Source organism: Streptomyces sp. NPDC048590, assembly GCF_043199535.1.
Taxonomy (GTDB): domain Bacteria; phylum Actinomycetota; class Actinomycetes; order Streptomycetales; family Streptomycetaceae; genus Streptomyces.
In genome coordinates this window covers 19,672-43,987 of record NZ_JBICWC010000007.1, presented here as the reverse complement: position 1 = coordinate 43,987, position 24,316 = coordinate 19,672, and the positions used below count along the sequence as shown (strand labels likewise).

At 69.3% G+C, this 24,316-nt stretch carries 22 protein-coding genes and 1 pseudogene; 18 read left to right on the top strand and 5 right to left on the bottom strand.

Annotation, left to right across the window (positions count from 1 at the left end; all coding sequences use genetic code 11):
- Positions 1 to 21 precede the first annotated feature (21 nt).
- Positions 22 to 192 (bottom strand): hypothetical protein, encoded by a 171-nt coding sequence (locus ACGFNN_RS21025; RefSeq protein ID WP_393557826.1) that lies wholly within the window; start codon positions 190 to 192, stop codon positions 22 to 24.
- 6 nt (positions 193 to 198) lie between these two features.
- Here ACGFNN_RS21025 and ACGFNN_RS21020 point away from each other — a divergent pair, with 6 nt between their 5' ends.
- From ACGFNN_RS21020 to ACGFNN_RS20970, 11 genes are all read left to right on the top strand, one after another.
- Positions 199 to 870, top strand: coding sequence for a hypothetical protein (locus ACGFNN_RS21020; RefSeq protein ID WP_393557824.1), 672 nt, complete (start codon positions 199 to 201; stop codon positions 868 to 870).
- Positions 867 to 1,604, top strand: a complete 738-nt coding sequence (locus ACGFNN_RS21015; RefSeq protein ID WP_393557822.1) for a DUF317 domain-containing protein — start codon at positions 867 to 869, stop codon at positions 1,602 to 1,604. Before ACGFNN_RS21020 ends, ACGFNN_RS21015 begins: the two co-directional genes overlap by 4 nt.
- A gap of 143 nt (positions 1,605 to 1,747) precedes the next feature.
- A complete protein-coding gene (locus ACGFNN_RS21010; RefSeq protein ID WP_393557820.1) occupies positions 1,748 to 2,614 on the top strand; it encodes an alpha/beta fold hydrolase in 867 nt (288 codons plus the stop codon).
- Between the two features lie 5 nt (positions 2,615 to 2,619).
- Positions 2,620 to 3,432 carry a tryptophan synthase subunit alpha gene (trpA, locus tag ACGFNN_RS21005; protein WP_393557818.1) on the top strand — a complete coding sequence of 271 codons (813 nt, stop codon included), beginning with the start codon at positions 2,620 to 2,622 and terminating at the stop codon, positions 3,430 to 3,432.
- Positions 3,425 to 3,892, top strand: a complete 468-nt coding sequence (locus tag ACGFNN_RS21000; RefSeq protein WP_393557816.1) for a hypothetical protein — start codon at positions 3,425 to 3,427, stop codon at positions 3,890 to 3,892. Before trpA ends, ACGFNN_RS21000 begins: the two co-directional genes overlap by 8 nt.
- Positions 3,893 to 4,553: 661 nt before the next feature.
- Positions 4,554 to 5,417 carry a hypothetical protein gene (locus tag ACGFNN_RS20995; protein WP_393558426.1) on the top strand — a complete coding sequence of 288 codons (864 nt, stop codon included), beginning with the start codon at positions 4,554 to 4,556 and terminating at the stop codon, positions 5,415 to 5,417.
- Positions 5,414 to 6,682, top strand: a complete 1,269-nt coding sequence (locus tag ACGFNN_RS20990; RefSeq protein WP_393557814.1) for a DNA cytosine methyltransferase — start codon at positions 5,414 to 5,416, stop codon at positions 6,680 to 6,682. Before ACGFNN_RS20995 ends, ACGFNN_RS20990 begins: the two co-directional genes overlap by 4 nt.
- The gene (locus tag ACGFNN_RS20985) at positions 6,682 to 7,800 is read left to right on the top strand and encodes a DnaB-like helicase N-terminal domain-containing protein (RefSeq protein ID WP_393557812.1); all 1,119 of its coding nucleotides are present in this window, start codon (positions 6,682 to 6,684) and stop codon (positions 7,798 to 7,800) included. The genes ACGFNN_RS20990 and ACGFNN_RS20985 overlap by 1 nt, the downstream gene beginning before the upstream one ends.
- Before the next feature lie 61 nt (positions 7,801 to 7,861).
- Positions 7,862 to 9,238, top strand: a complete 1,377-nt coding sequence (locus ACGFNN_RS20980; protein ID WP_393557810.1) for a DUF317 domain-containing protein — start codon at positions 7,862 to 7,864, stop codon at positions 9,236 to 9,238.
- 207 nt (positions 9,239 to 9,445) lie between these two features.
- Positions 9,446 to 9,688, top strand: a complete 243-nt coding sequence (locus ACGFNN_RS20975; protein WP_393557808.1) for a hypothetical protein — start codon at positions 9,446 to 9,448, stop codon at positions 9,686 to 9,688.
- On the top strand, positions 9,685 to 9,906 hold the full coding sequence (locus ACGFNN_RS20970; RefSeq protein WP_393557806.1) for a helix-turn-helix domain-containing protein: 222 nt from the start codon (positions 9,685 to 9,687) through the stop codon (positions 9,904 to 9,906). Before ACGFNN_RS20975 ends, ACGFNN_RS20970 begins: the two co-directional genes overlap by 4 nt.
- A 135-nt stretch (positions 9,907 to 10,041) precedes the next feature.
- Here the strand turns inward: ACGFNN_RS20970 and ACGFNN_RS20965 are convergent, their stop codons facing one another.
- Positions 10,042 to 11,364: a helix-turn-helix transcriptional regulator gene (locus tag ACGFNN_RS20965; RefSeq protein ID WP_393557804.1), complete on the bottom strand. Its 1,323-nt coding sequence runs from the start codon at positions 11,362 to 11,364 to the stop codon at positions 10,042 to 10,044.
- Positions 11,365 to 11,635: 271 nt separating this feature from the next.
- Between ACGFNN_RS20965 and ACGFNN_RS20960 the strand changes: the two genes are divergently transcribed.
- The 7 genes from ACGFNN_RS20960 to ACGFNN_RS20930 all read left to right on the top strand — a co-directional run bounded on the left by ACGFNN_RS20960 (position 11,636) and on the right by ACGFNN_RS20930 (position 20,326).
- On the top strand, positions 11,636 to 12,409 hold the full coding sequence (locus ACGFNN_RS20960; RefSeq protein WP_393557802.1) for a hypothetical protein: 774 nt from the start codon (positions 11,636 to 11,638) through the stop codon (positions 12,407 to 12,409).
- Positions 12,410 to 12,450: 41 nt separating this feature from the next.
- Entirely contained in the window at positions 12,451 to 14,016 is a 1,566-nt protein-coding gene (locus tag ACGFNN_RS20955) for a glycoside hydrolase family 3 N-terminal domain-containing protein (protein ID WP_393557800.1), read from the top strand.
- Positions 14,007 to 15,056: an Ldh family oxidoreductase gene (locus ACGFNN_RS20950; RefSeq protein ID WP_393557798.1), complete on the top strand. Its 1,050-nt coding sequence runs from the start codon at positions 14,007 to 14,009 to the stop codon at positions 15,054 to 15,056. Before ACGFNN_RS20955 ends, ACGFNN_RS20950 begins: the two co-directional genes overlap by 10 nt.
- Positions 15,053 to 16,651: a hypothetical protein gene (locus ACGFNN_RS20945; protein WP_393557796.1), complete on the top strand. Its 1,599-nt coding sequence runs from the start codon at positions 15,053 to 15,055 to the stop codon at positions 16,649 to 16,651. The genes ACGFNN_RS20950 and ACGFNN_RS20945 overlap by 4 nt, the downstream gene beginning before the upstream one ends.
- Positions 16,648 to 18,777 carry a hypothetical protein gene (locus tag ACGFNN_RS20940; protein WP_393557794.1) on the top strand — a complete coding sequence of 710 codons (2,130 nt, stop codon included), beginning with the start codon at positions 16,648 to 16,650 and terminating at the stop codon, positions 18,775 to 18,777. The genes ACGFNN_RS20945 and ACGFNN_RS20940 overlap by 4 nt, the downstream gene beginning before the upstream one ends.
- Before the next feature lie 191 nt (positions 18,778 to 18,968).
- Positions 18,969 to 19,814, top strand: coding sequence for a sugar phosphate nucleotidyltransferase (locus ACGFNN_RS20935; RefSeq protein WP_393557792.1), 846 nt, complete (start codon positions 18,969 to 18,971; stop codon positions 19,812 to 19,814).
- The gene (locus tag ACGFNN_RS20930) at positions 19,811 to 20,326 is read left to right on the top strand and encodes an NUDIX domain-containing protein (protein ID WP_393557790.1); all 516 of its coding nucleotides are present in this window, start codon (positions 19,811 to 19,813) and stop codon (positions 20,324 to 20,326) included. The genes ACGFNN_RS20935 and ACGFNN_RS20930 overlap by 4 nt, the downstream gene beginning before the upstream one ends.
- Positions 20,327 to 20,721: 395 nt before the next feature.
- Here ACGFNN_RS20930 and ACGFNN_RS20925 read toward each other — a convergent pair.
- The 3 genes and pseudogenes from ACGFNN_RS20925 to ACGFNN_RS20915 form a co-directional block, all read right to left on the bottom strand.
- A pseudogene (locus tag ACGFNN_RS20925) lies at positions 20,722 to 21,588 on the bottom strand (endonuclease NucS domain-containing protein).
- Between the two features lie 417 nt (positions 21,589 to 22,005).
- A complete protein-coding gene (locus ACGFNN_RS20920) occupies positions 22,006 to 22,239 on the bottom strand; it encodes a hypothetical protein (RefSeq protein WP_393557788.1) in 234 nt (77 codons plus the stop codon).
- A gap of 406 nt (positions 22,240 to 22,645) precedes the next feature.
- Positions 22,646 to 24,304 (bottom strand): protein kinase, encoded by a 1,659-nt coding sequence (locus ACGFNN_RS20915; RefSeq protein WP_393557786.1) that lies wholly within the window; start codon positions 24,302 to 24,304, stop codon positions 22,646 to 22,648.
- Between the last annotated feature and the right edge of the window lie 12 nt (positions 24,305 to 24,316).

The window sequence follows — 24,316 nt, the reverse complement described above, 5'->3', positions numbered from 1 at the left end:
AAGGTCGCGCGGATCCGCAACTCACCGGAGCCCATCATCCCCCTGCGCCACATCGACCTGCCGCTCCAGATCGACCTTCTCCGCGAGCTCGGAGCCGACTTCACCGCCCTGCACACCAAAGTCACCGCGCTCGCCCCCGAGCCGGGCAGTGACCTGCTGCGGCAGGTCGGCCCGCAGATCCTCGCCATCCACGACCTCGTGAGCCGGTCCCTGGTCCGGCTGTCCGTCTTGGACGGCAGTCAGTACACCGCCGTGCCCGGGAGCCGGGTCTCATTGGAGACGCTCAGCGGCATCACCGCGTCCGCTTCGATCGCCGCCTCCCAGCTGGCACGAGCCATCGGCGACAACCCGCTCGACGGCGCACTCTTCGCCGACGGCCCGCCTGCCGGCGAGGAGTTCGTGCGCCAGACGCGGCACACCGAGGCCGCACCGGTCCTGGCCAAAAGCCTCGCCACCGCCGCCCAGCACCTCGAACTGAGCGCCTCTTGCTGCCAGTACACCGCATCCGCCATCATCCGCGACCTGACAGAGCACCCCGAACACCGGCCCGACCTGCCGGAGCTGTCGCCCGCCCAGTACGCGGTGCTCGAACGAATCGCCCGAGGCGGCACCCGGCGATACGCACCGCTCAAGAGCCCCGTCCGCATCACCGACAGCGACGGCCGGATCATCCACCCCAAGCCCTTCGGCATGCTGGAGAAGGAGCGCCTGATCCGTGTAGCGCGGACTTCCAGGTACGTGAGTCAGGACGTCGTGGTCACGGCCGCCGGGCAGCTCGCGCTGGATTTCCAGAAGCCGCACCGCTCCCAGGCACCGTCACCGGCCAAACCGCCGCCGACACCCCGCAACACGGGCGGCAGGAAGCCGTGAACACGTTCGCCCCGAACGATCTGGTCCTCGTCTCGCCGCGGTACCTGGCCGGCGGCGGCATGAACAAGATCAACGACGTCATCGGTCCCCTGGTCCACCTGTTCACGTGGCCCTACGAGCACAATCCGCAGACCGGCCGCATCGACATCGACAGCCCCTGCGGCAGCGTGTTCCTCGACTTCGACCCCAACCGTCAGGACGGCGTGTGGTGGACCATCGCCCACCACGAGCCCTACTGGAGAATCGAGTTCAGCCGGCAGACGCCGAGCGAGGCCGTCGCCTCCGTAACCCAGGCCCTGCCCCAGCTGCTCGGTGACCGCCGGCATGCCGAGCGCATACCCCTGGCGACCGAGCCCGTGGCCCACCTCGCAAAGACCAGCGGCTGGGAGGCGTCCTCCATTTCGTCGGGGGTGGCGTGGGCCTCTCCCGACGGCCACTGCACCGTCGAGCACAGCACGGACCCCATGCACCCGTGGCGGATCCAACACTCCGTGTACGACGGCTTCGACACGCACTGGAGCGCCACCTTCACCCCGGAGGTGCCCGAGCCCCTGGTCGCCCAGTTCTTCACCCACCTCGCGACGACCACCCCGGTGGAACGTCTCTTCCGCGATGTCCCGTACTTCGTGCAGAAGCTGGACGAAGTGCTCATCACCCCGGCCCGTGGAGCCGCTGTGAACCCGCATGTCCACCACGCCGGAGCCCAGCTCGGCCGTGCCGTACGCCACCGCTGACCTCGCCGCCGACCGGATCCCGCGACGCCGCCTCCGCAGCCCTGCTCAGCGCCCCTGGCGGACCCCCGCACACAGGTCCTTCGTTTCCCACTGCAGAAAGCTCGCTCATCATTTCGCTCCCCTCCCCCACCAGCACGCGCCGCGTGTACCTGCCCGACGGCGCTGAACTGACCGCCTACCTCGACGGGCCGGCCGACGCGCCCGTCACCCTCGTTCTGGTCCACGGGCTGTCCGTCACCGCGGACCTGTGGCGCCTGCACACCCCGCCTCTCGCCGCACAGGGCATCCGGGTCGTGCGCTACGACCAGCGCGCACACGGACAGTCCACCCGGGGAACAGCCCCGATCAGGCTCGAAAAACTCGCCGATGACCTTTCCTTCCTCATCGACAACTGCGCCCCGCACGGTCCGCTGGTCCTCGCCGGCCACTCCATGGGCGGAATGATCCTGCAGACCCTGACGACGATGCGTCCGGACCTGCTCCCCCGGATACAGGGCCTCCTGCTGATCTCCACGCCCGACGGACCGGTCACCACCCGCCCCGTGCCCGGGCTGCGGACCCGGCTCCTCAGCTGGGGTCGCGACCTCCTCGCACATACCTGCACCCACGCCCCCGCGGTGGTGGACGCGGTACGGCGACGTCTGCCTCGCTCCAGCCCCTGGGCCCTGTCCACCGCCGCGTCCGAGAGCGGTGGCACCAGCGTGCCAGTCGCCTGTCGGCGCGGCCTGCACCACACCGCCACCCGTGACATCGCCGCGTTCTGGCAAGCGCTCGCCATCCGCGGATCCCGTCCGGTCGACGGGCTGCGCACCCTGGGTGAGCGCCTGACCCTCCTTGCAGGTTCCGCTGACGTCCACGTGCCCGCCGACCACACCCGGGCCCTCGCCCGCCGCCTGCCCCAGGCACGGTTCGTGGTGACCGACCAGGCCACCCACACGCTTCCCATCCGCTACCCCCACGCCGTCGTGGAAAGCCTGACCCACCTCCTGTTCACCGCCCGAAACCACTGACCCCCGTGGAAAGGAACATCCTGCTCGCCGCTCAGAAACTCGGCACTCTCCTCGCCCAACCCGCATGCCGACTCGGTGCTTTCGTCCCCGCCGGCCTGCATCCGCAGACCACTGAGCAGCTCCACCTCGACTGCCTCGCGCAGGCCGGAGCCGACCTGTTCGAGATCGGCCTTCCTCACCACGCGCCCTTTCTCGACGGCCCCGTCATCCAGTCCGCCTACCGCCGCGCCCTTCGACACGGCCACGGTGTGGATCACACCGTCCGCGCCGTTGAGCACGCCGCACGCCTCCGGCCGACCATCGTCATGACCTATTGGGAACCCGTCAGTCGCTACGGCCCCGAGTACCTTGCCGGCCTGTTCGCCGACGCCGGCGCCGCCGGGGTGATGATCGTCGATCTGCCCGCTCACCTGTCCGCACGCTGGCATGAGACCGCGAGCAATGCGGGCCTGCTCACTCCCAGCCTCGTCTCGCGTCAAACCCGCGAGTCCGGTCTGACGAAGGCGGTCTCCGGGGCGTCGGGGTGGCTCTACGCGCCCGCCAGTACGGCTCTCACCGGCTACCGGGGCGCCCTGGACATCCCTGCCCTCGCCGACTTCACCCAGCGTCTTCGGACGGCAAGTTCGCTCCCCGTCGTTTCGGGAGTAGGGATCTCCAGCCCTGCCCTCGCCGCACAGGTCGCCCCGCTGGTCGACGCGGTCGTCATCGGCACCCCTGTGGTCCGTGCCCTGCTGGCGGGCCCCGGCCAGGCCCCCGCTGTGGCCGCCTCGTTCGCCCAGGCACTGCGCCTACCCCACCCCGCGGAGCACCGTGTCTGATTCCCCTGCACCGGCCGAAGCCCTCTCACGCCTGATCATCGACACGCTTGCCCTGCACCGTTCCCTGCGCTGCGGCGGCACGGGCCGCGCCCGCACCCTGGTCATCTGGATCACCGATGCGCAGACCCTCGCCCGCAGTGCGGTGGAAATACTTCTCGAGCTCACGCAGGCGAGGCCGCACACCACGGACGAGGACCTGCTGCTCCTCGAACGTCTCGCGCAGATCGCCAAGGCCGCCCAGGACACCGGCGCCGAGCTGACCGCAGCGCTGGCTCGCGCCGTGGAGAACCAGCGCCGCTGTGCTGCCGCCTCCTCGGGGCCGGTCGTTGTCCTCGGGCCCTCACCCCAGCAGCTCATCGCCTCGGCCGCCGACATCCTCGGCCGCATCCCCGCCCTCTGCCACGCGATACACCGCGAGCAGCTGGTGCCGCCGACTCACCATGCGCACCAGCCGCGTTGAGGGCACGCCCGCCGTTTCCCACCGCCAGGACTGACCATTTCAGGTCAGCCCTGACTTCCCGACCTTCCTCTCGGTGCGGGTCTGTACCGAGTTCAGCGTGCTGCACACGCACCTACGACGCCTCCACCAGCAAACGCAAGGAGCGCGGTCCGACGCCAATCAGCGCAGGCGCATCAATGGGCACTTCGACCGTTCCACCGGCGCCTTGAGCATCCCCGAAGGCCCCGGGGCAGGGCAGTACAAGACTCCCAGCGGCGCTGCTCGCGCCGTCATCACGGCGCTACGCCCGCAGGTCTCGCCTATCCGTACCGGATGGACTTTCTGGCGCCTTGCCGAGACCGGCGCCCACCTCGAAGTCCTCCGCGGCTCCGCCACTCACACACGCACCACAACCAGCCCGCCCGCACCGCCGCCCGCCAGCACAGCCACGCCGCGCACCCGCTGACCCCCCGCCGATCCACCCCGGGGACGCAGGTCCGCCGCCACCGGCGGCCCGTCCGGACTGGCCTCGGATGCCGCAGTCGCCGGCCCTCGCGCGAGCTGCCCCGGCACCCCGGCTGTCCCTTCGCCCCGCGGATCACTACGCCCTCACCCCTGGAATTCTATGAGCACCCCCACCCTGAGAGTCCTTTCGCTCGGCGCCGGAGTCCAGTCCAGCACCTTGCTCGCCCTGTCCGCCGAAGGCGTCCTCCCCAAGGTCGACTACGCGATTTTCGCCGACACGGGATGGGAGCCGAAGGCCGTTTACGCCCATCTGAACCGCCTGGAAGAAGAGGTGGCAAATCCCGCCGGCATTCCAGTCCTCCGCGTCGCATCCGGAAATATTCGAAGCGATGCGTTGAATCCGGATCACCGGTTCGCTTCGATGCCTCTCCATATCCTCAACACCGACGGCCGGCCCGGGATGACCCGCAGGCAGTGCACCGGCGAATATAAGATAAAACCAATAAAGCAGAAGGTGCGTGAACTTCTCGGTTACCCCTACCCGTCACGCATCCCCAGGGGGGTGTTCGTCGAGCAGTGGGTCGGCATTTCGACCGATGAGTTCCATCGGGCCAAGGACGCCGATGTCCAGTACATGCGCAACCGGCACCCCCTTCTGGACCTCGACTGGAGCAGAGCGGACTGCGTTCGCTACCTGACCTCACTCGGGCTGGCCGCAACACCGAAATCGAGTTGCCTCGGCTGCCCGTTCCACGGAAATGCACAGTGGAGGCATATCAGGGATACGTCACCGTCCGAGTGGGCGGATGTGGTCGAGTTCGATGCGGCCATCCGTCAGGGAAACGCCCGTGCCAACGCGTCCGGAAACCGACTGCTCGGCGAAGCATTCCTGCACCGCTCCCACGTCCCCTTGAGCGAGGCCCCGATCGATCACGTCACCGCCGCCGAAAAGGCCGCCCTTCAGATCGGGGCGGACGAGGCGGAGGAACTGGAAAACGGCGTCGAGGACGGCTGCTCGCCCTGGGCGTGCCGCGGAGACGCGGACGCGATGGGGCAGACCGATTTCGGGCTGGCCACGTGATACTCGACCTGTTCGCGGGTCCGGGCGGCTGGAGTCGGGCGCTGAGCGTGCTCGGAGTTCGTGACATCGGCCTGGAGTGGGATGCATGGGCCTGCAAGACACGTTCGGCTGCTGGGCAGTTGACTGTCCGGACCGACGTGGCGATGTATCCGACCTGGCCCTTCATCGGCCGGACCCGCGGGCTGATCGCATCCCCTCCGTGCCAGGCGTGGAGCATGGCCGGCAAACGCCTGGGCCTCCTCGACCAGCCTCTCGTGCACGAGGCTGTGCAGAATCTCGCCGCCGGACGCGACACCAGCAAGCGCCTCCTCGCCGCCTGCCGCGACGAACGCTCCCTACTCGCGGCGGAACCGATGCGCTACCTCCACGCCCTGAACTCGGTCGGCGAGCCCGAGTGGGTGGTCATGGAGGAAGTACCCGATGTCCTTCCGCTGTGGAAGCAGTACGCGGCTGTGCTACGGCGCTGGGGCTTCTCGGTATGGACGGGCATCCTCAACGCCGCCGACTACGGAGTACCCCAGACACGAAGGCGCGCCATCCTGCTCGCCTCACGGGTCCGTACAGCTCAGCCCCCCGCACCGACACACGCCCAGGTCGGCGAGCCCGACTCGCTGTTCGGGCCGGGCCGCACCCGCTGGGTCAGCATGGCCGAGGCGCTCGGCTGGGGTGCCACCGACCGGCCCGTGCCAACCGTCTGCGCCGGCGGGGGACCCGGCGGTGGCCCAGAGCCGTTCCCCTCCGGCTCCCGCAAGACACTGTCCGACGCCCGTGAGCGCGGCACGTGGATGCCCCGGCCGGGCGGGGTGGTCCTGCAGTCCCGCCACGAAGGCGCGGGATGGGCGGCCCGGCACGGCACCCGCGACAACCTAGCCGCCGACGCTCCGGCGCCCACGTTCACCGCCGAGGCACACCACTGGTCCTGGTCCCTGCGCAGCAACAACCAGGCCAACGCCACCGTCCGGCCGTTGTCCGAGCCAGCGGGAACGCTGTTCTTCGGACACCGGGCCAACGAATGCACCTGGATCGCCGAACCTACCCTCTCCGGGGAGAAAGCGGGCTCGGTGCCTGTCCCGGAACCGATCCGGATCACCGCCCGCGAGGCCGGCATCCTGCAGACCTTCCCCGCCGACTACCCCTGGGCCGGAAACAAGGGCCAGCAGTTCTCCCAGATCGGCAACGCGGTACCCCCCTTGCTCGCGGCCCATCTGCTGGCCCCGCACCTGGATGTCCCCCTCAACCCCGACGACTTCACTCTGGCCGCCTGATGCCGAACACCCCTGGCCCCGACGAGGACGATCTCACCGCGGTCCCACGGCCGCACCCGGTGTTCCACGTCGAGCAGGCCCTGCTCGGAGCCCTCCTGCTCGAACCGCAACGGGTGCATGACGTGACCGGTATCGGCCCCGACGCGTTCTCCACCGCCGCGCACCGCGCGCTGTTCGCCGCGATCCGCTCCCTGCCGGCCCCCGACCCGGTCGAGCACGCGAAGGACGCGAAGTGGCTCGACACCGTGCTCACCACCGCCCGCAAGGAAGCCCGCGGGCTGTCCGCGCCGTATCTGCACAGCCTGGTCCAGGTCTGCCCCTTGGCCCGGCACGCACCCGCCTACGCCCGGATGGTCGAAGCCGAACACTGCCGGCGCCGTCTGGCCGCCGCCGCCCAGCGCCTCACGCACACCGCCACCGACACCTCACTCCCCCAGCGCGTGGCCGCCACCCTCACGGAGGCCGACGCCATTGCCACCGTGGTGGACGACATCGCCGCCCGGTTCCCTCCACACCCCGGATCCCTGCCCCGCGCTCCCGCTCCCGCGCCAGCCAGGCCCCAGCACGAAGAAGCGGCCGACGAGGAGCGACTGCTCCTCGCGGCCACCACCGCCCACCCCAGCAGCGTCGAGCAAATGCGGTGGCTCACGCCCGGCGACTTCACGCACCCGCTGCACGCCGGGCTGTGGCAGTGCCTGACGGCCCTGGACCGGCGCGGCACCCCCATCGACCCCGTGACCGTCCTGTGGGAGGCACAGCACAGCGGGCTCCTGCGTCCCGGGGCCGATCCGCGCGAGCTGCTGGGGCTCCTGTCTGGGTCGTTCGGTTCCCCCGAACACTGGGGTGAGCGCGTCGTCCAGCGCTCCGTCCTCGCCGTCGCGGACCACGCGGGCCAGACCATCGAGGCGTTCACCGACGAGGCGGCCAGCACGCCCTACCAGCTCGTCGTCGGCAGCCGCCGTGCGCTCGCCGACCTCTCAGCCGTGCGTACGCGATGGCGGCACGCCACCTCTCCGGCCGACCGGACCGCACGCGCACGGGCCACGAGAGCCGCAAGCGTGCCCCGAGCCGGTCCGCCGCAGACCACGGCGCCCTCCGCCACGCGCAGTCCCCGCTGACCCCCACCCGCCGGTTGCCGGGCCCTTCGCGCCCCGGCAACCGGCAGGAATGAGCCCCCACATGACGACCCCCTCCATCGACGCCCACGTCCGCCTTGACGTCCACCCCCATCACTCCAGCGCCGTTACCGCCGTCCTGACCGGTTCCCAGGCCCATATCGCCCACGCGGCCCTGGAGGCCGGCAACTGGAGCGTCGTGGGCAACAACACCCTCGTTCTGGTCCGCATCGATCACGAGGAGCCCTACTGGGCCGAGTGGGCAGCCGAACAACTGGCCGCGGACGGCATCGCCGTCGAGATCACCCCGAAGCTCCGGGAAGCCATGGACGAGGAATGGACCTGGGCCACCTACCCGATGCCCTGGTGCACCCGCAGCGAGATCCGCCAGGTCTCCGACGAGGCCCAGAAGATCCACGACGACATCCGCCACGGCCATCTCCTCATCCACGCCCACGCCCACGATGGCCACACCACCGTCGCGGTCGGCACCTACCTCCACCGGAGCGGCAAGTCCGTCTACCTCCACGGCGAGGACCATCTGCGGCAGGTCGCCGACATTTTCGACTCACCCGCTGCAGCCCTGGTCGCCTTCGAAAAGGCCCACGGCGCCGCCATGCGACCCGGCCCAGCTCCCCTGACCGACACCGAGCAGGACACCGCTCAAGCCCGAACCTCGCTCAGCCCACCCACCGCCAGAGCCGAGTCTCCGCGCCCAGAACCAGAAACCGTCCCCGCATACGCGGCCGACGCCGGCAACCACGACGCCCTCCTGGAAACCTTTCTCGAAGATCACCGCGACTGGCAGAAGTGGCGCACCTGGTCCGACGAGACGACCCACGCCATCCACGAGGACCAAACCCTGCGCATCGAGCACGTCCACGAAACCGACGCCCACGAAACAACGTGGACCGTGGCCGCGTACGAGAGCCCCGTCTCCGACCGCATGTGGGTCCTCACCGCCACCGGCGCCACCCCGGCCCCCGTGCTGCGCGGGCTGCTGCGTCACCTCGCCGATGCCGACAGCTCGAACACCGCTCTCGGCTCCCCCGTGGGTGAGAAGACCGTGACCGCCTCCACTCGCCCCCTCTCCGAAGCCGGGTGGAGCCACACCATGAACGGACGAGGGATCCACTGGACGTCCCCCGCAGGAGACGCCGGAGTCCAGTTCGACGCCTTCGCGGCCCAGCGCCCGACCCAGAACCAGGCCACCTGGACCATCTGGGGAGGCCCGGACCCCGACCGCCCCGCCTGGACGCTCACCGCGTCCCCGTACACACCCAGCTCGCTGCTGGCCGACCTCTCCGAAAACCTCGCCTGCGGAACCGGCAGCCGCCAGAAGCCGGCCACGAGCCGCCACCGTCAAACACGCCCCGTCACCTCTTCACCGGCCGTACCTGTCACCACCGGCGCCTGCCACCTACCCAGTCGTACGCGCTGATCCTCAGAGACCAAACGACTCAACGTAGCGCGGAAAAATGCTGCCGATGCACCACAGGCCATCGTCCGGATCCCGAGCCGACCGTCCGCCAAGCGAACGCTTGCACTCACTCGTATGAGGCACTCGACCAACGTGCACGTTCATTGGGTCCGACCCGCCGCTGCTCCAGAAGGTGCTCCAAATTCGAACGCATGCTCTAATTGGAGTATGGCTCCGACACCCCCCTTCCCCTACGATCTGCTGCAAGCCGAGCGTGAGAGGCACGCCGCTTACCTGGCGCTCAGCACCTTCAGCCCTGTCGAGAACACCGCCCTGCGTCGACGGCTGCTGCAGTTGTCCGCGCGGGTCTGGTGGCATCCGTTCTGGGGTACGAGGAATGGCCGGGCCTCGGCAGCCCGGATGGAACTCCAAAGGTCCGCCCGCGCCGCGGAGCAGGGCAGACCGGCATGACCGGTGACGCTCCCCTCAGTGCACGGCAGGAATCCATCCTCCAGGCGATCAAAGCCGCGATAACCGAGAGCGGTGAGGCGCCTAGCCTCCGCCAAATCGCCGAGCGGGTCGGCCTCACCAGCGCCAGCTCAGTCCACTATCAACTGGGCCAGCTGGAAGAGCGGGGTCTAGTCCGTCGCACATCTCGCCGCTGGCGTTCGTGTCAGCTCGTTACCTGAAGCGCCAACCTTCGTAACCGTGATCGGAATACTGACCGCCCTCGTCGAGTCAGGTAGCCCATATCGGGGCTCCGCGGCCGAGAAGGCAAGGGTCACCGGGGCCAAGGTGTCCGGCGAATGGTGCTGGTCACAGCGTTAGGCCGCGTGTAGTTTTTCGATGAAGTCATCCACGCCGTCCACCTGCCGGTAGGGCTTGAAGGCCCGCGCGAGTTCGCGAACCTGGGCCACACATCGTTCGGCGCCGATACGACGGGCCAGCTCGAGGGCTTCCTCCGTAACGGCGAGGGCGTGTTCGACGTCGTGGGACTGCAGGAGTCCTCTGGCCTGATAGGTCAGGAAGATGCCGCGTGTCTTGTCCCGGGCCTTCGGTAGCAAGCTAAGGCCCTCGCGCATCTTCGCCGAGGCGTCATCGACCTTACCGAGGTCGAGCAGGCATTGACCGGAGTCGACCGCGAGGTCGGCGGGGCTCATCCACGAGCACCAGTTCGGTGCGGCATCGACGGGCTGCAACGACAGTGCCGTCTCGGCTGCGGAGAGATCGCGGTAGCAGAGGGAGCGTTCGCCGAGTGCGGCGTAGGCCCTGGCCCGGCGGAGGAACAGCAGCGACCGGGCGGTCGGGTGTTCGGTGCCGGTGATCGCGTGGCCGAGCTGGTCCACGGAGACGTTCGGTTGTCCGAGCCAGTTGGACTGATAGGCGAAATCAGATAAGACGCCGGCTCCGAAGTCGCGGTCGCCTGCGGCATGGGAGGAATGCAAGGCTGCCGTCCACAGCTTTCCCGCCGCATAGTGCCTCCCTTGGTCGAACCGGTACCAGCCGCACGTGGTGGACAAGGATGCGGCAAGGCTGTGCAGCCGTTTCGTAGATGTCCCGGTGTGGCGTCCGCCTTCGATCAGGTCGGTCACGGTTTCCAGGTGGGCATCCATCATTTTGATGGTGTGCTGTCGCTGTTCGGTGGGGAGGCCGGTCAGTTTCCGGCTGGTTTCCTCCAGCCAGTCAATGAGTTCGTGGTCGGCTGTCGTTCTTCCGCTGAGTGCGGAGGCCAGGTGGTCCGGTTCGATCGAGACCCATTGGGCCCCGAGGCCGGCCAGTGCGGCTGCGCTGTAGGTCATGAAGGTGCGGCGATCCATAGCGGCTTTCTGTGCGTCGCGAAGGACTTGAACGGTGTACCCCGACCCCAGCGGTAGCGGGATCTCCGAGCCGGGCAGCCAGTCCGGCCAGCCGTACCGGTCCACGTGGGCCACAGGCACGTCGAACACTCCCACATCGGCCATAAGGAGTTGGGTCTCGCGGTTCGGCCGCTGAAGCCAACGCTCGTACCGGCTGATGGTCGTCTTGTCGGCGCCAGAGCGCAGCCCGCGCTTCCGGGCCGCCCGGTCCAGGAGATGGGCCAGCTCGTTCTGGGACAGATCGTTGACTTCTCTGGCGTAGGCAAGCGGGTGCCGGATCGGGTTGTCCACGCTTCGATTCCATCATCAACCGTGACGGCGACTCTACCGTCAGCGACAGCGAATCTACCCCGCATCTACAGGCAACTCCTGTCGTGTTGACGGAGGTTGGGCTGTACTCGACGCACATCGAGCAGGTTCCGCTCGAAGCCGGAAGAAGTCCTCCAGGAAACGACAGCCGCAGACATCAGCCAGTGGCTCGCGCGCTCCCGGGTGACAGCTCGACCGGGAGGTTCTCCGCCGGCGCTCCCATGTCGGAGCGCGAGATCGTGAAGGGACACCCATGCCCAGACCCTCCGCTCCCCCGCCGGGGGACGCCGCTCGCCGCAACCGCCCTGTCCGCTGGCTCGCTGGTGGAGCCGGCCGGTCATCTCGCCGGCCGCGCATCCTGATCGACGGACTGGACCTGTCGGGTAAGACGACCCTGACCGACGCCCTGCTCACCATGTGTGCCGCGCAAGGGACGGCGGCGGTACGCCACCGAGGGATGCTCGCTGAGCACCACCCGCTGGAGAAGCTTTTGAAGCGGCTGCCGCTGGCCCACCAATACGAGTCGAGCGGTATCACCACCGCCTATCTCGTCGGGGGGTTCGCCCTGGACGCCCTGCTGGTCCACCTCGACCCGCCGCAGTGCGGCGACGCCATCCTGGTCCAGGAAGGCTACGTGGATCGCACCATGGCCGTCGGACTGGCCGGCGGCCCCTTTCTGTCGGCCGCCCTGGCACTGTGGGCCGCGCGCTACTTCGCCGCCTTCGATGTCGCCGTGTACGTGCACGCATCCCCCGAGGCGCGCCGCGCCCGGATGCTGCGTCGCCAGCGCGTGGACGTCGGTGACCGCAACAGCGTCGAGGAAGGCTTCGCGGGCCGTTTTAACTCGGCGCTTGTGCACTACCTCGGCCGCCGTCACCACACGGTGCTGGTCTTCGACACGGAGCAGTACACCCCCCAGGAGATGGCCCGGCAGATCCTCTCGGTCGCGGGATTGCTGTCGGAGGAGACACAACGGCCCAGCGGCGACGGCTTCGAACTCGCCGGACCCGCGACACCGGCGTCCTGAATTCCGTCCGGCAAACGAGCACGTGAGCGAGGAGGACTGCCATGCCCGGATACCCCGCCCGAGCAACACCGGACCTGAAGGCGTGCATCGATCTGATCGTCCGTCCCGGCCGGCACTCTCTGGCCTATGACATCACCGAGGCCCGGCTGGAGCGCGTGGCCGGCGCGGCGTCCGGGCGGCTCTGCAAGGACACGATCACCAGCCCGGACGCGCTCCGCCAGGCTCTGCGCGGGGCACAACAGTCGCTTCCGTACCCGTTGTTGGTGAGCGTGAACCAGGAGGGGGGCCGGCTCAACGCACTCGACTGGCCGCAGGTGGCCCAGCTTCCCGCCAACCTCGCTCTCGGTGCGGGCCGGGACCCGGAGGCCGCCGAGCTGGCCGGGTCGGTAATCGCGGGCCAGCTGCGGGCTGCGGGACTGACGTGGAATCTGGCGCCGGTGTGTGATCTGGCGACGTGGCCATCCGTGTCCGCAGTCGGAACGCGATCCTACGGCTCGGACCCGGAAGCCGTGGCCGCTATGGCGGCGGCCTACGTCCGGGGCCTGCAGGGCGGCAAGGTCGCAGCGACGGCCAAGCATTTTCCGGGACTGGGCGGGATCACGGCGGACCCCCACCACGACGCCCCCGTCACCGAACGGCTCCCCCACGGAGCGCTGCTGCCCTTCCGGGCTGCGGTGAAAGCCGGGGTGGCGTGCGTGATGGCAGGCAGCCATACAGTGCGGGCCCTTGATGACCGGCCCGCGCTCGCGTCGCCGCGCGTCCTTGGGCTGCTGCGGGACCATCTCGGCTTCACCGGTGTGATCGTCAGCGAGAACCTGTCGATCCCCGCGGTGCACCAGCCGTTCGGCGGACTCAGCGAAGCAGCGGTAGCAGCCGTTGCCGCCGGCGTGGACATCGTGATGCTGGACTCCGAGATCTCCCGCGGCCACCAGGACTTCGCCCAACGAGCAGCCGGCGTGCGGCGCCGCGCGCTCGTCACCCGGGCCCTGTTGAACGCGGTGCGTGAACACCGGGTGAGTCAGGACCGGATCGAAGAGGCCGCGGCCCGTGTGCGGGCGCTGCACCACGCCTACGGTCTCGGCGCCGACGCCGTCCTTCCGTCGTGGGAGGAGGCGAACGTGGCGGCCGAGCACGCGGCCCGGCGTATCGCGGGCCGATCGGTGGCCGTGGTGCACGGTCGCCATGACCTCCCGCTCTCCCCCACCGAACCGGTGCTTGCGGTACGCGTACCGAACACCGGGGAGCGCCGGGCCGACAGTGCCCGCCATGCCCCGGATCATCTGCTCGGCTCCCTTACCAGGCACCGGCCCGTGACCTCTCTCAGCCCAGGTGCGGCCATGCCGCCGGGCACTGGCACGGTCGTGGTGTACGGGTACGACACCGGCAGCGCCGCGGCGGCCGAGACGGCCCGGTGGGTCGATGCTGGGCGCGTGGTCGTCCAGGTCGCCCTCGGTGATCCGGACGACTTGGCCGGTTCGCCGGCCGATGTCCTGGTAGCGGCGTTCAGCCCGCACCGCTCCAGCGCCGAGTCGGTGGTGGACCTCCTGCTGGGCGGCAGGGCTCCCTGCCCTGCCGACGTCCCTGTAGGGGGCACGACATGGCGGTAACTGTGCGCCCCGAAGAACTGACCGACTACCTGATCCGCCTGTACCTGACGGCCGGAATGACCCGGGGCGGAGCGCGAACGGTGGCCGCCGCGCAGGTAGAGGCCGACCTACGGGGCGTTGTCGGCCACGGCAGCAGGCTCGCTCCTGGGTATGTGGCAAAGCTGCGCTCCGGACGCCTGACAGCCCGGCCGAAGATGACCCGCCGACCGGCCGGGGCCGGCTGCCTGGTCATGGACGCGGACCGGGCACCGGGACCGCTGGCCGTGGACCACGCGGTCTCCTTCGCGGCCACCGGGGCGCGCCGCCAGGGCGTCGCGCTCGTCATCGTGCGCAACGCCGGCCACGCCGGGGCACTCGGTGTGGGAGCCGCCCAGCTGGCCCGGCGTGGGCTGGTCGGGGTGCTGGCCGCCCAGACGTCCGGGCCGAGCGTGGCCGTACTGGGTGGCCCGGGGACAGCGCTGCTGGGTAACTCGGCGCTGGCTGTGGCCGTTCCCGGTACCGACCCGCAGCGGCCGGCGCTGCTGGATATGGCCGCCGGGTCCATGTCCTGGGGCCGTCTGCACGAGCATGCCCGTGCCGGTCGTCAGCTGCCTGACGGCTGCGCGCTCGACCAAGCGGGGCAGCCTACCCGTGACCCGGCGCAGGCCGCCGTCCTGCTGCCGTCCGGCGAACGGGCCCAGGCGCTGGTCATCGTGCTGGAGCTGCTGGTCGGCGCGCTGACCGGAAGCCCCGCACTGCCCTGCGGGGACGAAGGCCGGGGTCTGCTGTGCCTGTCCGTCGACCCTGCCCGTCTCGGTACCAGCGGTCAGCTCGCCGGTGCCGTCGCCGAGGTCGCCCTTGCCCTCAGCGAGCACGGCGCCCGGCTGCCCGGCGAACGCGCCTGGTCCCATCACGACCACGCCGCTACCCAGGGCATCAGCCTGGCCGAACCGGATCTGGCCGCGCTGATCGCCGTCGGCGCCCCGCACGTGCACCCACCGCCCGCCTGGACCACCCGCCAGAACGACCGCACCGACAACTCCACGGAGGTACTGCTGTGACCACGCACGCCACACCGCCCACCACCGCGGCCCTGGCCCGGCTCATCGACGCCGGGCACCGGGTCCTTCACGACCGAGGACTCCGCCCGGACGCCGCCCAGGCCCTGCAGGACACCCTGGACATCGCGGATCCGTACTCGGTGGTCACCACCGCTCGCCGCCTGTGCGACGGAGTGCTGGAACTCGCTCTCACCGACGTCGTCGACCAGCGGCTGCTCCACGAAGTGACCGGCCGCCGCATCCCTTTGCAGGAGCTGCCCTCCCGGACCTTGCGCCCGCTCACGGCCCGCCACCGACTCCGTCCGGAACAGGTAGACGCGCTGCACTTCGTGCTCCGCTGCACCTTCGCCTACCCCGGCATCGTCGGCACCCCCGACGCGCCCCTCGCGCTGAAGACCACGCTGCCCGACGGCTTCAAGCCGGTGGCTACCGCCCAGGAGATCGCCGCCACCCAGGCGATGGCCGGCCCCGACGGCCTGAACACCAGTTACATGGTGTCGCAGATGAAGGGCGGGGTCTCGGTCGACTTCGGGATCGGATGCCCGCTGATGTGCGCCTACTGCTACCGGCGCGAGGGCGACACCGTCGACGGCTACCTCGGCTCGTGGGAACCCACCGGGTTTCTGACCGCGGACCAGGCGGTCGAGCGGCTGCTCGCCCACCCCTGGTTCACCCCGCACGTCACCCCGATCGGTCTGCACATGTCCACCAGCGAGGCGTTCCTGCCCAAGCTGTGGCCCAGAACGTGGGCCACCCTGCAGCTTCTGGATCGCCTGGGCCTGACCAACCGCGTCTCCTGCATCACCAAGTACACGCTGTCCGACGAACAGATCGGATGCCTGGAGTCCCTCGTCAACGTCGACCTCGACGTCAACGTCTGCTACGCCGCGATGCCCGAGGCGATCGAGCCGCCCAACCGCAAACGGCGCCTGGACTTCCTGCGCCGCATCCTGACGTCCGACCGGATCAACACCCTCGCCTACTACCGGCCGATCGCCGAAGGCATCAATACCACCGACGCCCACCTGCGCCACGTCTGGGAGACCTTCAAAGAGGCCGGCGCCCGCACCGTCGTCCTCGGGGGTCTCAAGTTCGGTGACGACCACGTCCACTCCTTCATGTCCTACGGCCTGCCGCTGCCCAGCGGGTCCTTCACCCCGGGAAAGAAACTGCTGACCGGCGCCACCGAGAAACGCATCATGACCGCGTTCAACGAGGTGTACGCCGACGTCCCCGCGAACGAACAACCGGCCGTCCTCAAGCGCTCCTCCTGCGGCCGGTCGGTCGAACGCGGCAGCCACATCCCCGACTACAACGGCCACTACGACCTGCCCCAGACGAACTGCCGCCTGCGCTGCCCCACCGCCCAGCACGACGTGTGCGCGGCCAGCCAGAGCCCGGACGAGGAAACAGTTCAACAGCTCCTGGCCCGCATCGACCGGGAAGGGACCCCGGTCGACATAACCCCCTCCACCGTCGTCGTCCACGCCGACCTCAGCCCGTTCGAGCGCACGTTCCTGCGCCAGAACCTCCTCCACCCCGTGCACACGGCCCGCCAGGCCGCCGAACTCGTCGCCGGAAGGCTCTCCGCATGACCACCCTGCCCGCACCGCGCACCTACCTGCCGCTTGCCCAGTCCCCGCTGCTCACCGGCCGGACGCACCGCTCAGACGCCGGACTCGCCATCCGGCTGGCCCATCAGGCATTACCCGACCCGGACACCATCCGCTCCCTCCTCAACGTCCGTGCCCCCGAGGCGGCCGGCCTCATCACCGCCGCCCTGGAAGCCCGGACCGACCTGCCCCCTGCAGCACTCGCCCTGCTGGTCGCCCACCGCCCAGCGTCCAAGCCGGCCACGTCCCGGCTCAAAGACCTGCTCTTCCCCGCCACGGCCACCGGGTGCCACACCTTCGCCCGCACGATGGCCCAGCTCGCCCACCGCCCCGAAACGATCGACCACCTGTTCCTGGCCAGCCCCCGCTTCGCCGAAGCCGCTGCCACCGTGAACCCCCAGGCGCTGAACGACCTCCTCGCGCCCCTGCTCGCCGCCCCCGTCCTGACCGGGCCCGCCGACGCGGCGCTTGGGGCCCTCATCCAGGCCCGCAGCGCGGCACAGATCCCGGCGAGCGACCTGGACCAAGCCGCCGCCCGTGCAAGAGAACGCACCCAGCGCAACCGGATCGGCACCGAACTCGCCGCCCGACGCGAGCAAACAATCGCCGCCATCGCCCAGCACACCGGCGGCCTCACCCTGGCCGCCACCCTCTGGTTCGGCGCGCTCGCCGAGGCCGCCGACACCCCGCAGAACGCCGGACGCGCCCTGGCGATAGCCCTCCTTGCCCCGCGCACGCTCGCCGCCGACGCGGTGCCCGAGTGCCCCTGGCCCGCCGTCCAGGCCCGCTGGCAGCAGCTTCGAGCCACCGCTCGCGCCGCGAGCCGTCACCCCCAGGTCTGGTCACCGGCCTGGCAGAAGGCCGCCACCACCACAGACGGGTCCACCTGGGACCCCAGCCAACGGGCGCTGATCGCCGGCTACGACCTCCTCGCTGAGCACGTCCGCACCCACTACACCGGAAGCACCGCTCCCACCCCCGAGCAGTGCTGGGCCTCCGACCCGGCAGGACGTGCCCTGCTGCACACCATCGCGGACCACCTCACCGGCCACCTCGGTCACAGCCCGCTTCCGCACTTCGATGACGCCCTGCTCATCACCTTCGTCCAGGCCCACGCCAAGAACAGCCGGCACAAGATCCCCGGAGCCCTGCACATCCACGGCCTGATCGCCGCGCTCAAAGCAGCCCGCTCGAAAGCGGCGCTCCTCACCCTCACCCAGACACCCGACGTCGGCATCGTCATCCCCATGCGCTCCGAAACCGGCCGGCTCGCCCCCGCCTCACCCGACAACCCCGACGGACTCGACGCCCTGGCCGCAAAGACCGCACAGCTCGCCTGGCTCCTCGACACCCGTCCCGACGCCCGCGCGCACCTGCTGCTCATCGACGAGGCCCCTGACAGCGCCTCCGCACAGGCCGCCGCGGAACTGACCGGCTCCCACCCCCGGATCAGCATCACCATCGCGCACCGAGCAGCAGCGACCAGCAGCAAGGGCGGAGCGGTGCTGTGGGGCCTCAACCAGCTGCACGCCGCCGGCCACACGACCCTCGCCTACACCGACCTCGACCTCACCTACCCCCTCGACCAACTGGGCCTACACCTCGAAGCACTGACCCACTCCCGAGCCGGGGCGGTAATCGGATCGCGCCGTAGGCCCGACTCGCACGGCTACTACCCGCCTGCCGGCCCCACGCCGGCCACCCTGCTCTACATGCAGGCGGCCAACGAACTCCTCGGCCTGCACGTCACCGACCCCCAGGCAGGATTCAAGGCGTTCACCCGCACCGCCCTCGCCGCCGCCCTGCCCCAGGTCACCGATCACCGGCTGTCCTTCGACACCGACCTGCTCGGCGCCCTCCAGCGCACCGGCCACCACATCATCGAGGTCGGTATCGCCGCCCTGCACCGCTACGTGGACGGCCAGGTCGGCACGCCCCGCGACTACGACACCATGCTCGCCGCGGTCCACCAGCAGGCAGTACGCCACGGTTTCGACCCCAGCAAACGGGCCACCCCGATCTGGGACCGGATCCGCGAGGCCGGCTCGCTGACCGCCGCCGCGGCCCCCAAGCCCCTCTCCGTTTCGATCACACCCCCCACCCGCTGATCCAGAAGACGCGCCCCGCCCAAGCCGCCTCGCTCAACAGCGATGGCGGCTCGGCCAGTTGAGCGCCACCGCCGCGGACTGCGGGTACACGAAAACCGTGCGCGGTATGCGTAGACTGTCGCGCCTATCCCGCCCCGCCGGGCCCTGCCGGAGGACCACAGGCAGAGCCCGCACCCACCCGAAGGGCCCGCGTGAGTCGCGCCGTCATCGCCGTAGCCGGCATGGGAACCCGCTTCTTCCCCATCGCCAAATCGGTCAACAAGTGCATGCTGCCGGTACTCGACCAACCCGTCCTCGCCTACGCGGTCGCCGACTGCCTGGCAGCGGGCGTGCGCGAGATCGCGATCGTCACCTCACAGGGCGAGGGCGGACGGCAGGTCCGCCACTACTTCACCGAAGACCACGGCATGCGGGACTACTTCGCCGCCCGCGGCTGGCACAAGAAGTACGAACCGATCGCACACCTTCACGACCAGGCGGACTTCCACTTCATCGAGCAGCCCCGCGACGGCGACCGGTACGGAACGGCCCTGCCCGCGATCCTGGCCGCCGACTTCATCGGCGACCAGGACTTCTTCCTCATCGCCGGCGACGACCTGCTCCTGCGGACCGACGGCGGATCCGACCTCGCCGACCTGGCCGCCGCCCGCAACGCCGCCGGCACCGCGGGTGCTGTCGCCGCCGCCACCGTCCCCGGCAGCGACGCTCACCGGTACGGAATCCTGAAGCCCCGAAACACGAAGGACAGCCAGCAGGTAATGGACGACCTGCTGGAAAAGCCGACCACCTACAGCGCACCGACGGCCTACATCAACATCAGCCGCACCCTGCTTCCCGCCGAAGCCACCGCCTACTTCGAGAAGCTCACCCCGGCCGCGAACGGCGAGTACCAGGCCACCGACGCCATCACCGCCTTCGCCCGCGACCACAACGTGCTCATCCACCCCGTCACCGGCCAGTACTTCGACTGCGGCAACCCGACGGGCTGGCTGGCCGCCAACAACGCTGTCGCCCTCCAGCCGCGGACGGACTCATGACCACGACGGGCGCCGTTCCGGCCATCGCGATCCGCACCTGCGCAGCCATCATCGAAAACGACGAAATCTGCCTGATCCGCCGGAACCGCCCCGATGGAGACCAGTACTCACTGCCGGGCGGCCTCCTCCACCCGGACGAGGAAGTACCAGTCGCCCTCGCCCGCGAACTCAAGGAAGAGCTCGATCTCGATGTCACCGCTCTCCCCGACCGTCCCCGGTTGCGCTGGGCACAAGACCAGATCACGACACGCCCCGGCAGAACCGGCACGTTCCGCCGGCTCCACCTCATCCATCTTCTGGCCATCCCCCGCCACGTCCGGGCCGCCCTCCCCACAACCGAGCAAGACGCCGAAGACGTCACCAGCGTGGTCTGGGTTCCCCTCACGCAGGCCGCCCGCCGCCACCTCTACCCCGCCGTTGGCAACGCGCTCAGCGAGCTGACCGAACCCACCGACCCGCCCAGCGATGTACTGCTCCCCCCGATCACCGACCAGACGTACACCTGGCGCTGATCAAACGGATGGAAGCCGCCAGTTCACCCTCGAAGACGCCGACAAGACAACCGTGCTGGAGCTCCGAGCCACCGTAGAAGGGCCTCCCTCCCGCCTCGCACCAGAACTATGGCAATCCATTCTTTCGGCGCATGCCCCGGGAGGGATTCACGGGTGGATTGTCGCCCAGCGTCCTCGCTGGACTGTGCGGGCCTGGGACGCCACAGCGGCCGAGGCAGCCCAGCTTGAGTCGATAGCCGCCGCCCACCGGCCGCGCAACATAACGCGGGATCGCCGGTTAGCCAAACCGGCGATCCCGCGCATCATTGATAGTCCACCGCCACGTCCCACCCGCACGTCGAAAGGCATCGTCCCCACGACCACAAAACAGCCACGCCCGAGAGGCCGGCAGGCGATCACGCCGCTGCGAAGCTCGCCCGGAACAGATCCCCTGCCCGCTCCACATCCCGTGGGGTATGCAGCTGCACCTCCAGGTCGCCCGTCCCGTGGTGACCGAGCCCAGACACGTCCCGGGTGAACCCCGGCACGAGGTCGACATCCTTCGGATCGACCTTCAGGTAGACCAGCACCTTGCTCCGCTGCGGCGGGCACAGTCAGGCAAAGTTCCGCAGCCGCTGATACGCCCGGTACGTCTTGCGCTCGACACGCTTCACGCCGTCCCCGAGCCCGAGCAGCGCCTCGTCCACCGCACCCGCCAGCTCCACCATCGACGCGCCCTGGACATCAGCCGCCGCCCGAGCAACCGCCTGCCGGCGCGCCCGACCGGCCACCCGCATGCCGCCGCTCACCGACGCCACGGTCTCAAGGCCGAGCAGGTCGCTGCCGAAGAGTCGGTAGCGGACCAGGTCGATCGACCGACGGTGCTCGCGCACGGCATGCACGTCGTAGCGCGTGAAGTCGCCGGCGATACAGATCAGGCGTGGGCCGCTCCACAGGACCTGGGACGCGGCCGTCACCCCGAGCCGGTCGCGGACCAGGTGCTCGAACTCCGCCCGGTGGTCCATCAGCCACGAGAGGTAGAACAATCCTTGATGGATTACGCTGGCATCGGTGCCGCGTTTGTACTCGACGATGACCGGAGATCCGTTCTCATCCAGTCCGAGCGAGTCGATCCGGCCCCCGTGCAACGGTCCGGTGCTGTACTCGCTCGCCAGGAACCGGACGCCCAGCAGCGTCTCCATGTGCATCTCGACGAGACCCTGCACGTCGGCCTCAACCTCAGCAAGACGCGGCACGACTTCAGTCATGCCGCTACTCATCATGTCCGTGCGAAACAACTTCAGACTCGACCCCTCCTCGGCTCGGAGATCATCAACGCCGGAGAGGTACCAGATTGTTTCCGCGCGAGGCCATGAGGGCGTGAAGGTAATGTGAGACCCTTTTTACGACCTAGCCGGAGAGCACTCGCCTCCCCCAACCGCCGGGACGCAGCGATTCCCCCATGCGTCCCCCGGCCCTCGGGGGACAGCGCCCGGAAGCTGCGTTTACGCAGGTCAGCCCCCGTAGCTCAGTGGATAGAGCACGTGCCTTCTAAGCGCCTGCTCCATCTGGACCGGGACAAGGACGGCGTCGCCTGCGACTGACCGGAGGACGGAGCCGCGGCGGGTCAGATGATCCAGAAGCGGGCCATACTGCATGGATGGGACCTGCCGAAGCAGGGCCCACGTGTACCAAACCGGTCAGTGCTGGCGCACGACCTCAGAGAGCGAGATCAGCTCCACGCGCTGCTCGTCCTCCAAGCCCTCGCCGGTCATGTTGTTCATCGCCTCGCGGACCGCCTTCGCGATCTCCCACTTGCGGTGGTTGCTGTCCGTCAGGAACGGCATCAGCTCGCCGATCGGCGTGGTGGTCACCCCCGGCAGCAGCAACAGCTCCACCGCCCGCAGCAGCTTCTTCCGGTCTTCGCTCGCCATCCCGCTCCGGCCCCTCTTCTCGTTGGTCGCGTCGCCCGACCGTACTCCGAGAACCTGGCTACGGGACCGGCTTGTGACACCTGGCCGAAGTCCTGCCACCAGACGGAGAGCCCGACCTCGCCGAAGGCTGCGGGACCAGTACCCTGCACGCGGGCTGGTGCCCGTTCCTGGGAGGGGTATCCGTGGAGACATCACCGCACGTGCTGACGAGGCCGGAGACGCGCGAGGAGAAGCCGGTGTGGGTGATGGTTCGGGTCGGAAAGCACCGGACCTCCTACCACCCGATCTCCAGTGCTCGGCGCTGCACAGCTGGAAGGATACCGGCCCGGACCTGGAGTTGATGGCCGAGCTGGCCGCGCAGGCCCGCGATTTGAGCCTGTGTTGGCCGCGCATCCCGTCGCCATCGTCAGCCTGTGAAGCGGCCAAGACGGGCCAGGAACCCATCGATGTCGGTGAGTTCCGGTGCGTCAGGACCACGAAGGCGTCGAGTGGCTTCCCGCAGCTCCTCCGCTGCGGCCACGGTCTCGGGGAAACGTTCCTTGGCGGCATGCAGACGGGTAAGGGAGGCAAGGGCGTCCAGGTATCGGTCGATGGCTTCACCGTCGGTCGTGTCGGGCTGCCTGGCCGAGTATGCGCGGAACGCCTGGATGGCAGCAGTGGATTCGCCAAGGGCCATGCGACACTGCCCGGCAAAGTAGTGGCACAGCCTGGCCTGCTCGTCCTCAGCCCCGTATAGAGCGTCGTAGGCGGCTCCCGCTTCCTCAAAAAGGTCTGCCGCTTCTCGGTGGGCTCCCGCCAAGAACTTCACTTGGGCCAGGGAAAAGACGAGGTCATCGTGTAGGACTCCGTTCGCGGCACGGTTTATGGCACCCGCGAGGAGATCGGCAGCCTGAGCGAACTTTCCGTCCTGGGCCAAGCGTGCCGCAACGTCCGACACTTCGTCCGCTTCCTGATCGGTCAGCGGTGTGGGCCCCTTCTCACCAGCGGCATGATGGGTGACCGTGACGACCTCGGTCGGCGTGTACGAGCGGACGGCGACGCGTTTGGTCGGGCCGCCGAAGGGGCGGCGGAAAGGTTGGCGCGGGTCGTACTCCTGCTGGGCAGTGGTGGAGTCGTCCTGTCCGTATACCCAGGGCAGTAGAGCATCGTAGACCTGCGAGGCCCCGAGCCGCCGTTCCGGCTCCTTGTCCAGCATCCCCAGGAGGAGATGCTCCAGCTCCTCGGGGATGTCCGAGCGCACGGTGCGGATCGGCGGAGGTGGAGTGCGGACATGGTGAAAAGTGCAGGAGCCCCTGCTGTCGGTAGTGAACGGCGGTCTTCCGGTGAGTAGTTCGTACAGCACGCATGCAAGGGCGTAGATGTCGGAGGCAGGGCCGACCGCGTTGGCCAAGCTCTGCTCAGGCGACATGTAGGGCGGCGTGCCAACGGTCATGCCTTCTTGGGTGAGGCGCGGGTTAGTGCCCGAGCCGAGGAGGGCGGCGACGCCGAAGTCGAGAACCTTGACCACGCCCTCCGGGGTGAGCATGAGGTTGGCAGGCTTGATGTCGCGATGGACAACGTCGTGCCGGTGGACCTCATCCAGCGTGGATGCGATCTGTGCGCCCGCCCCGGCCACCCAGGAAACGGCGAGTGGTTGAGCCGTGTAGTCCGCCTCGTCGATTAACCTCTGCATCTCCCGCCCACGCAGAAGCTGCATCACGATATACAGCCGTCCCGAGATGTCGTCGACGCCGGTGTCGTAGACGGCGGGGATGCCGAGGTGCTCGATGGCGGCGGTGGTGCGCACCTCGCGCAGGAAGCGTTCGCGCCGGTTTTGCAGCGCCTCGGCGGCGCCGAAGCCCGGCATGCCGGATACGCCGCGGACGTCGGTGAGCATCATCTTGACCGCGACGCGCCTGTCCCCCAACCGTTCGTCGTATGCGTGCCACACCTCGCCCATACCGCCGGCACCGATCGGCCTGTCCAGCCGGTAGCGTCCAGCGAGGAGACGGGACGGCACGGCGGCATCCTCGGTCGACTCGTCTTGCAGCACCTCGGTGGTCCCTTCCGCGCGGGCGCTGGGCACGCACCGGCTGTT

Excerpts from the sequence above, each read along its gene's own strand:
- ACGFNN_RS20985 (WP_393557812.1), top strand. The coding sequence starts at position 6,682 with ATGCCGAACACCCCTGGCCCCGACGAGGACGATCTCACCGCGGTCCCA.
- ACGFNN_RS20930 (WP_393557790.1), top strand. The coding sequence starts at position 19,811 with ATGACCACGACGGGCGCCGTTCCGGCCATCGCGATCCGCACCTGCGCA.
- ACGFNN_RS20960 (WP_393557802.1), top strand. The coding sequence starts at position 11,636 with ATGCCCAGACCCTCCGCTCCCCCGCCGGGGGACGCCGCTCGCCGCAAC.
- ACGFNN_RS20920 (WP_393557788.1), bottom strand. The coding sequence starts at position 22,239 with ATGGCGAGCGAAGACCGGAAGAAGCTGCTGCGGGCGGTGGAGCTGTTG.
- ACGFNN_RS20980 (WP_393557810.1), top strand. The coding sequence starts at position 7,862 with ATGACGACCCCCTCCATCGACGCCCACGTCCGCCTTGACGTCCACCCC.
- ACGFNN_RS20950 (WP_393557798.1), top strand. The coding sequence starts at position 14,007 with ATGGCGGTAACTGTGCGCCCCGAAGAACTGACCGACTACCTGATCCGC.
- ACGFNN_RS20970 (WP_393557806.1), top strand. The coding sequence starts at position 9,685 with ATGACCGGTGACGCTCCCCTCAGTGCACGGCAGGAATCCATCCTCCAG.
- ACGFNN_RS20940 (WP_393557794.1), top strand. The coding sequence starts at position 16,648 with ATGACCACCCTGCCCGCACCGCGCACCTACCTGCCGCTTGCCCAGTCC.
- ACGFNN_RS20975 (WP_393557808.1), top strand. The coding sequence starts at position 9,446 with ATGGCTCCGACACCCCCCTTCCCCTACGATCTGCTGCAAGCCGAGCGT.
- ACGFNN_RS20955 (WP_393557800.1), top strand. The coding sequence starts at position 12,451 with ATGCCCGGATACCCCGCCCGAGCAACACCGGACCTGAAGGCGTGCATC.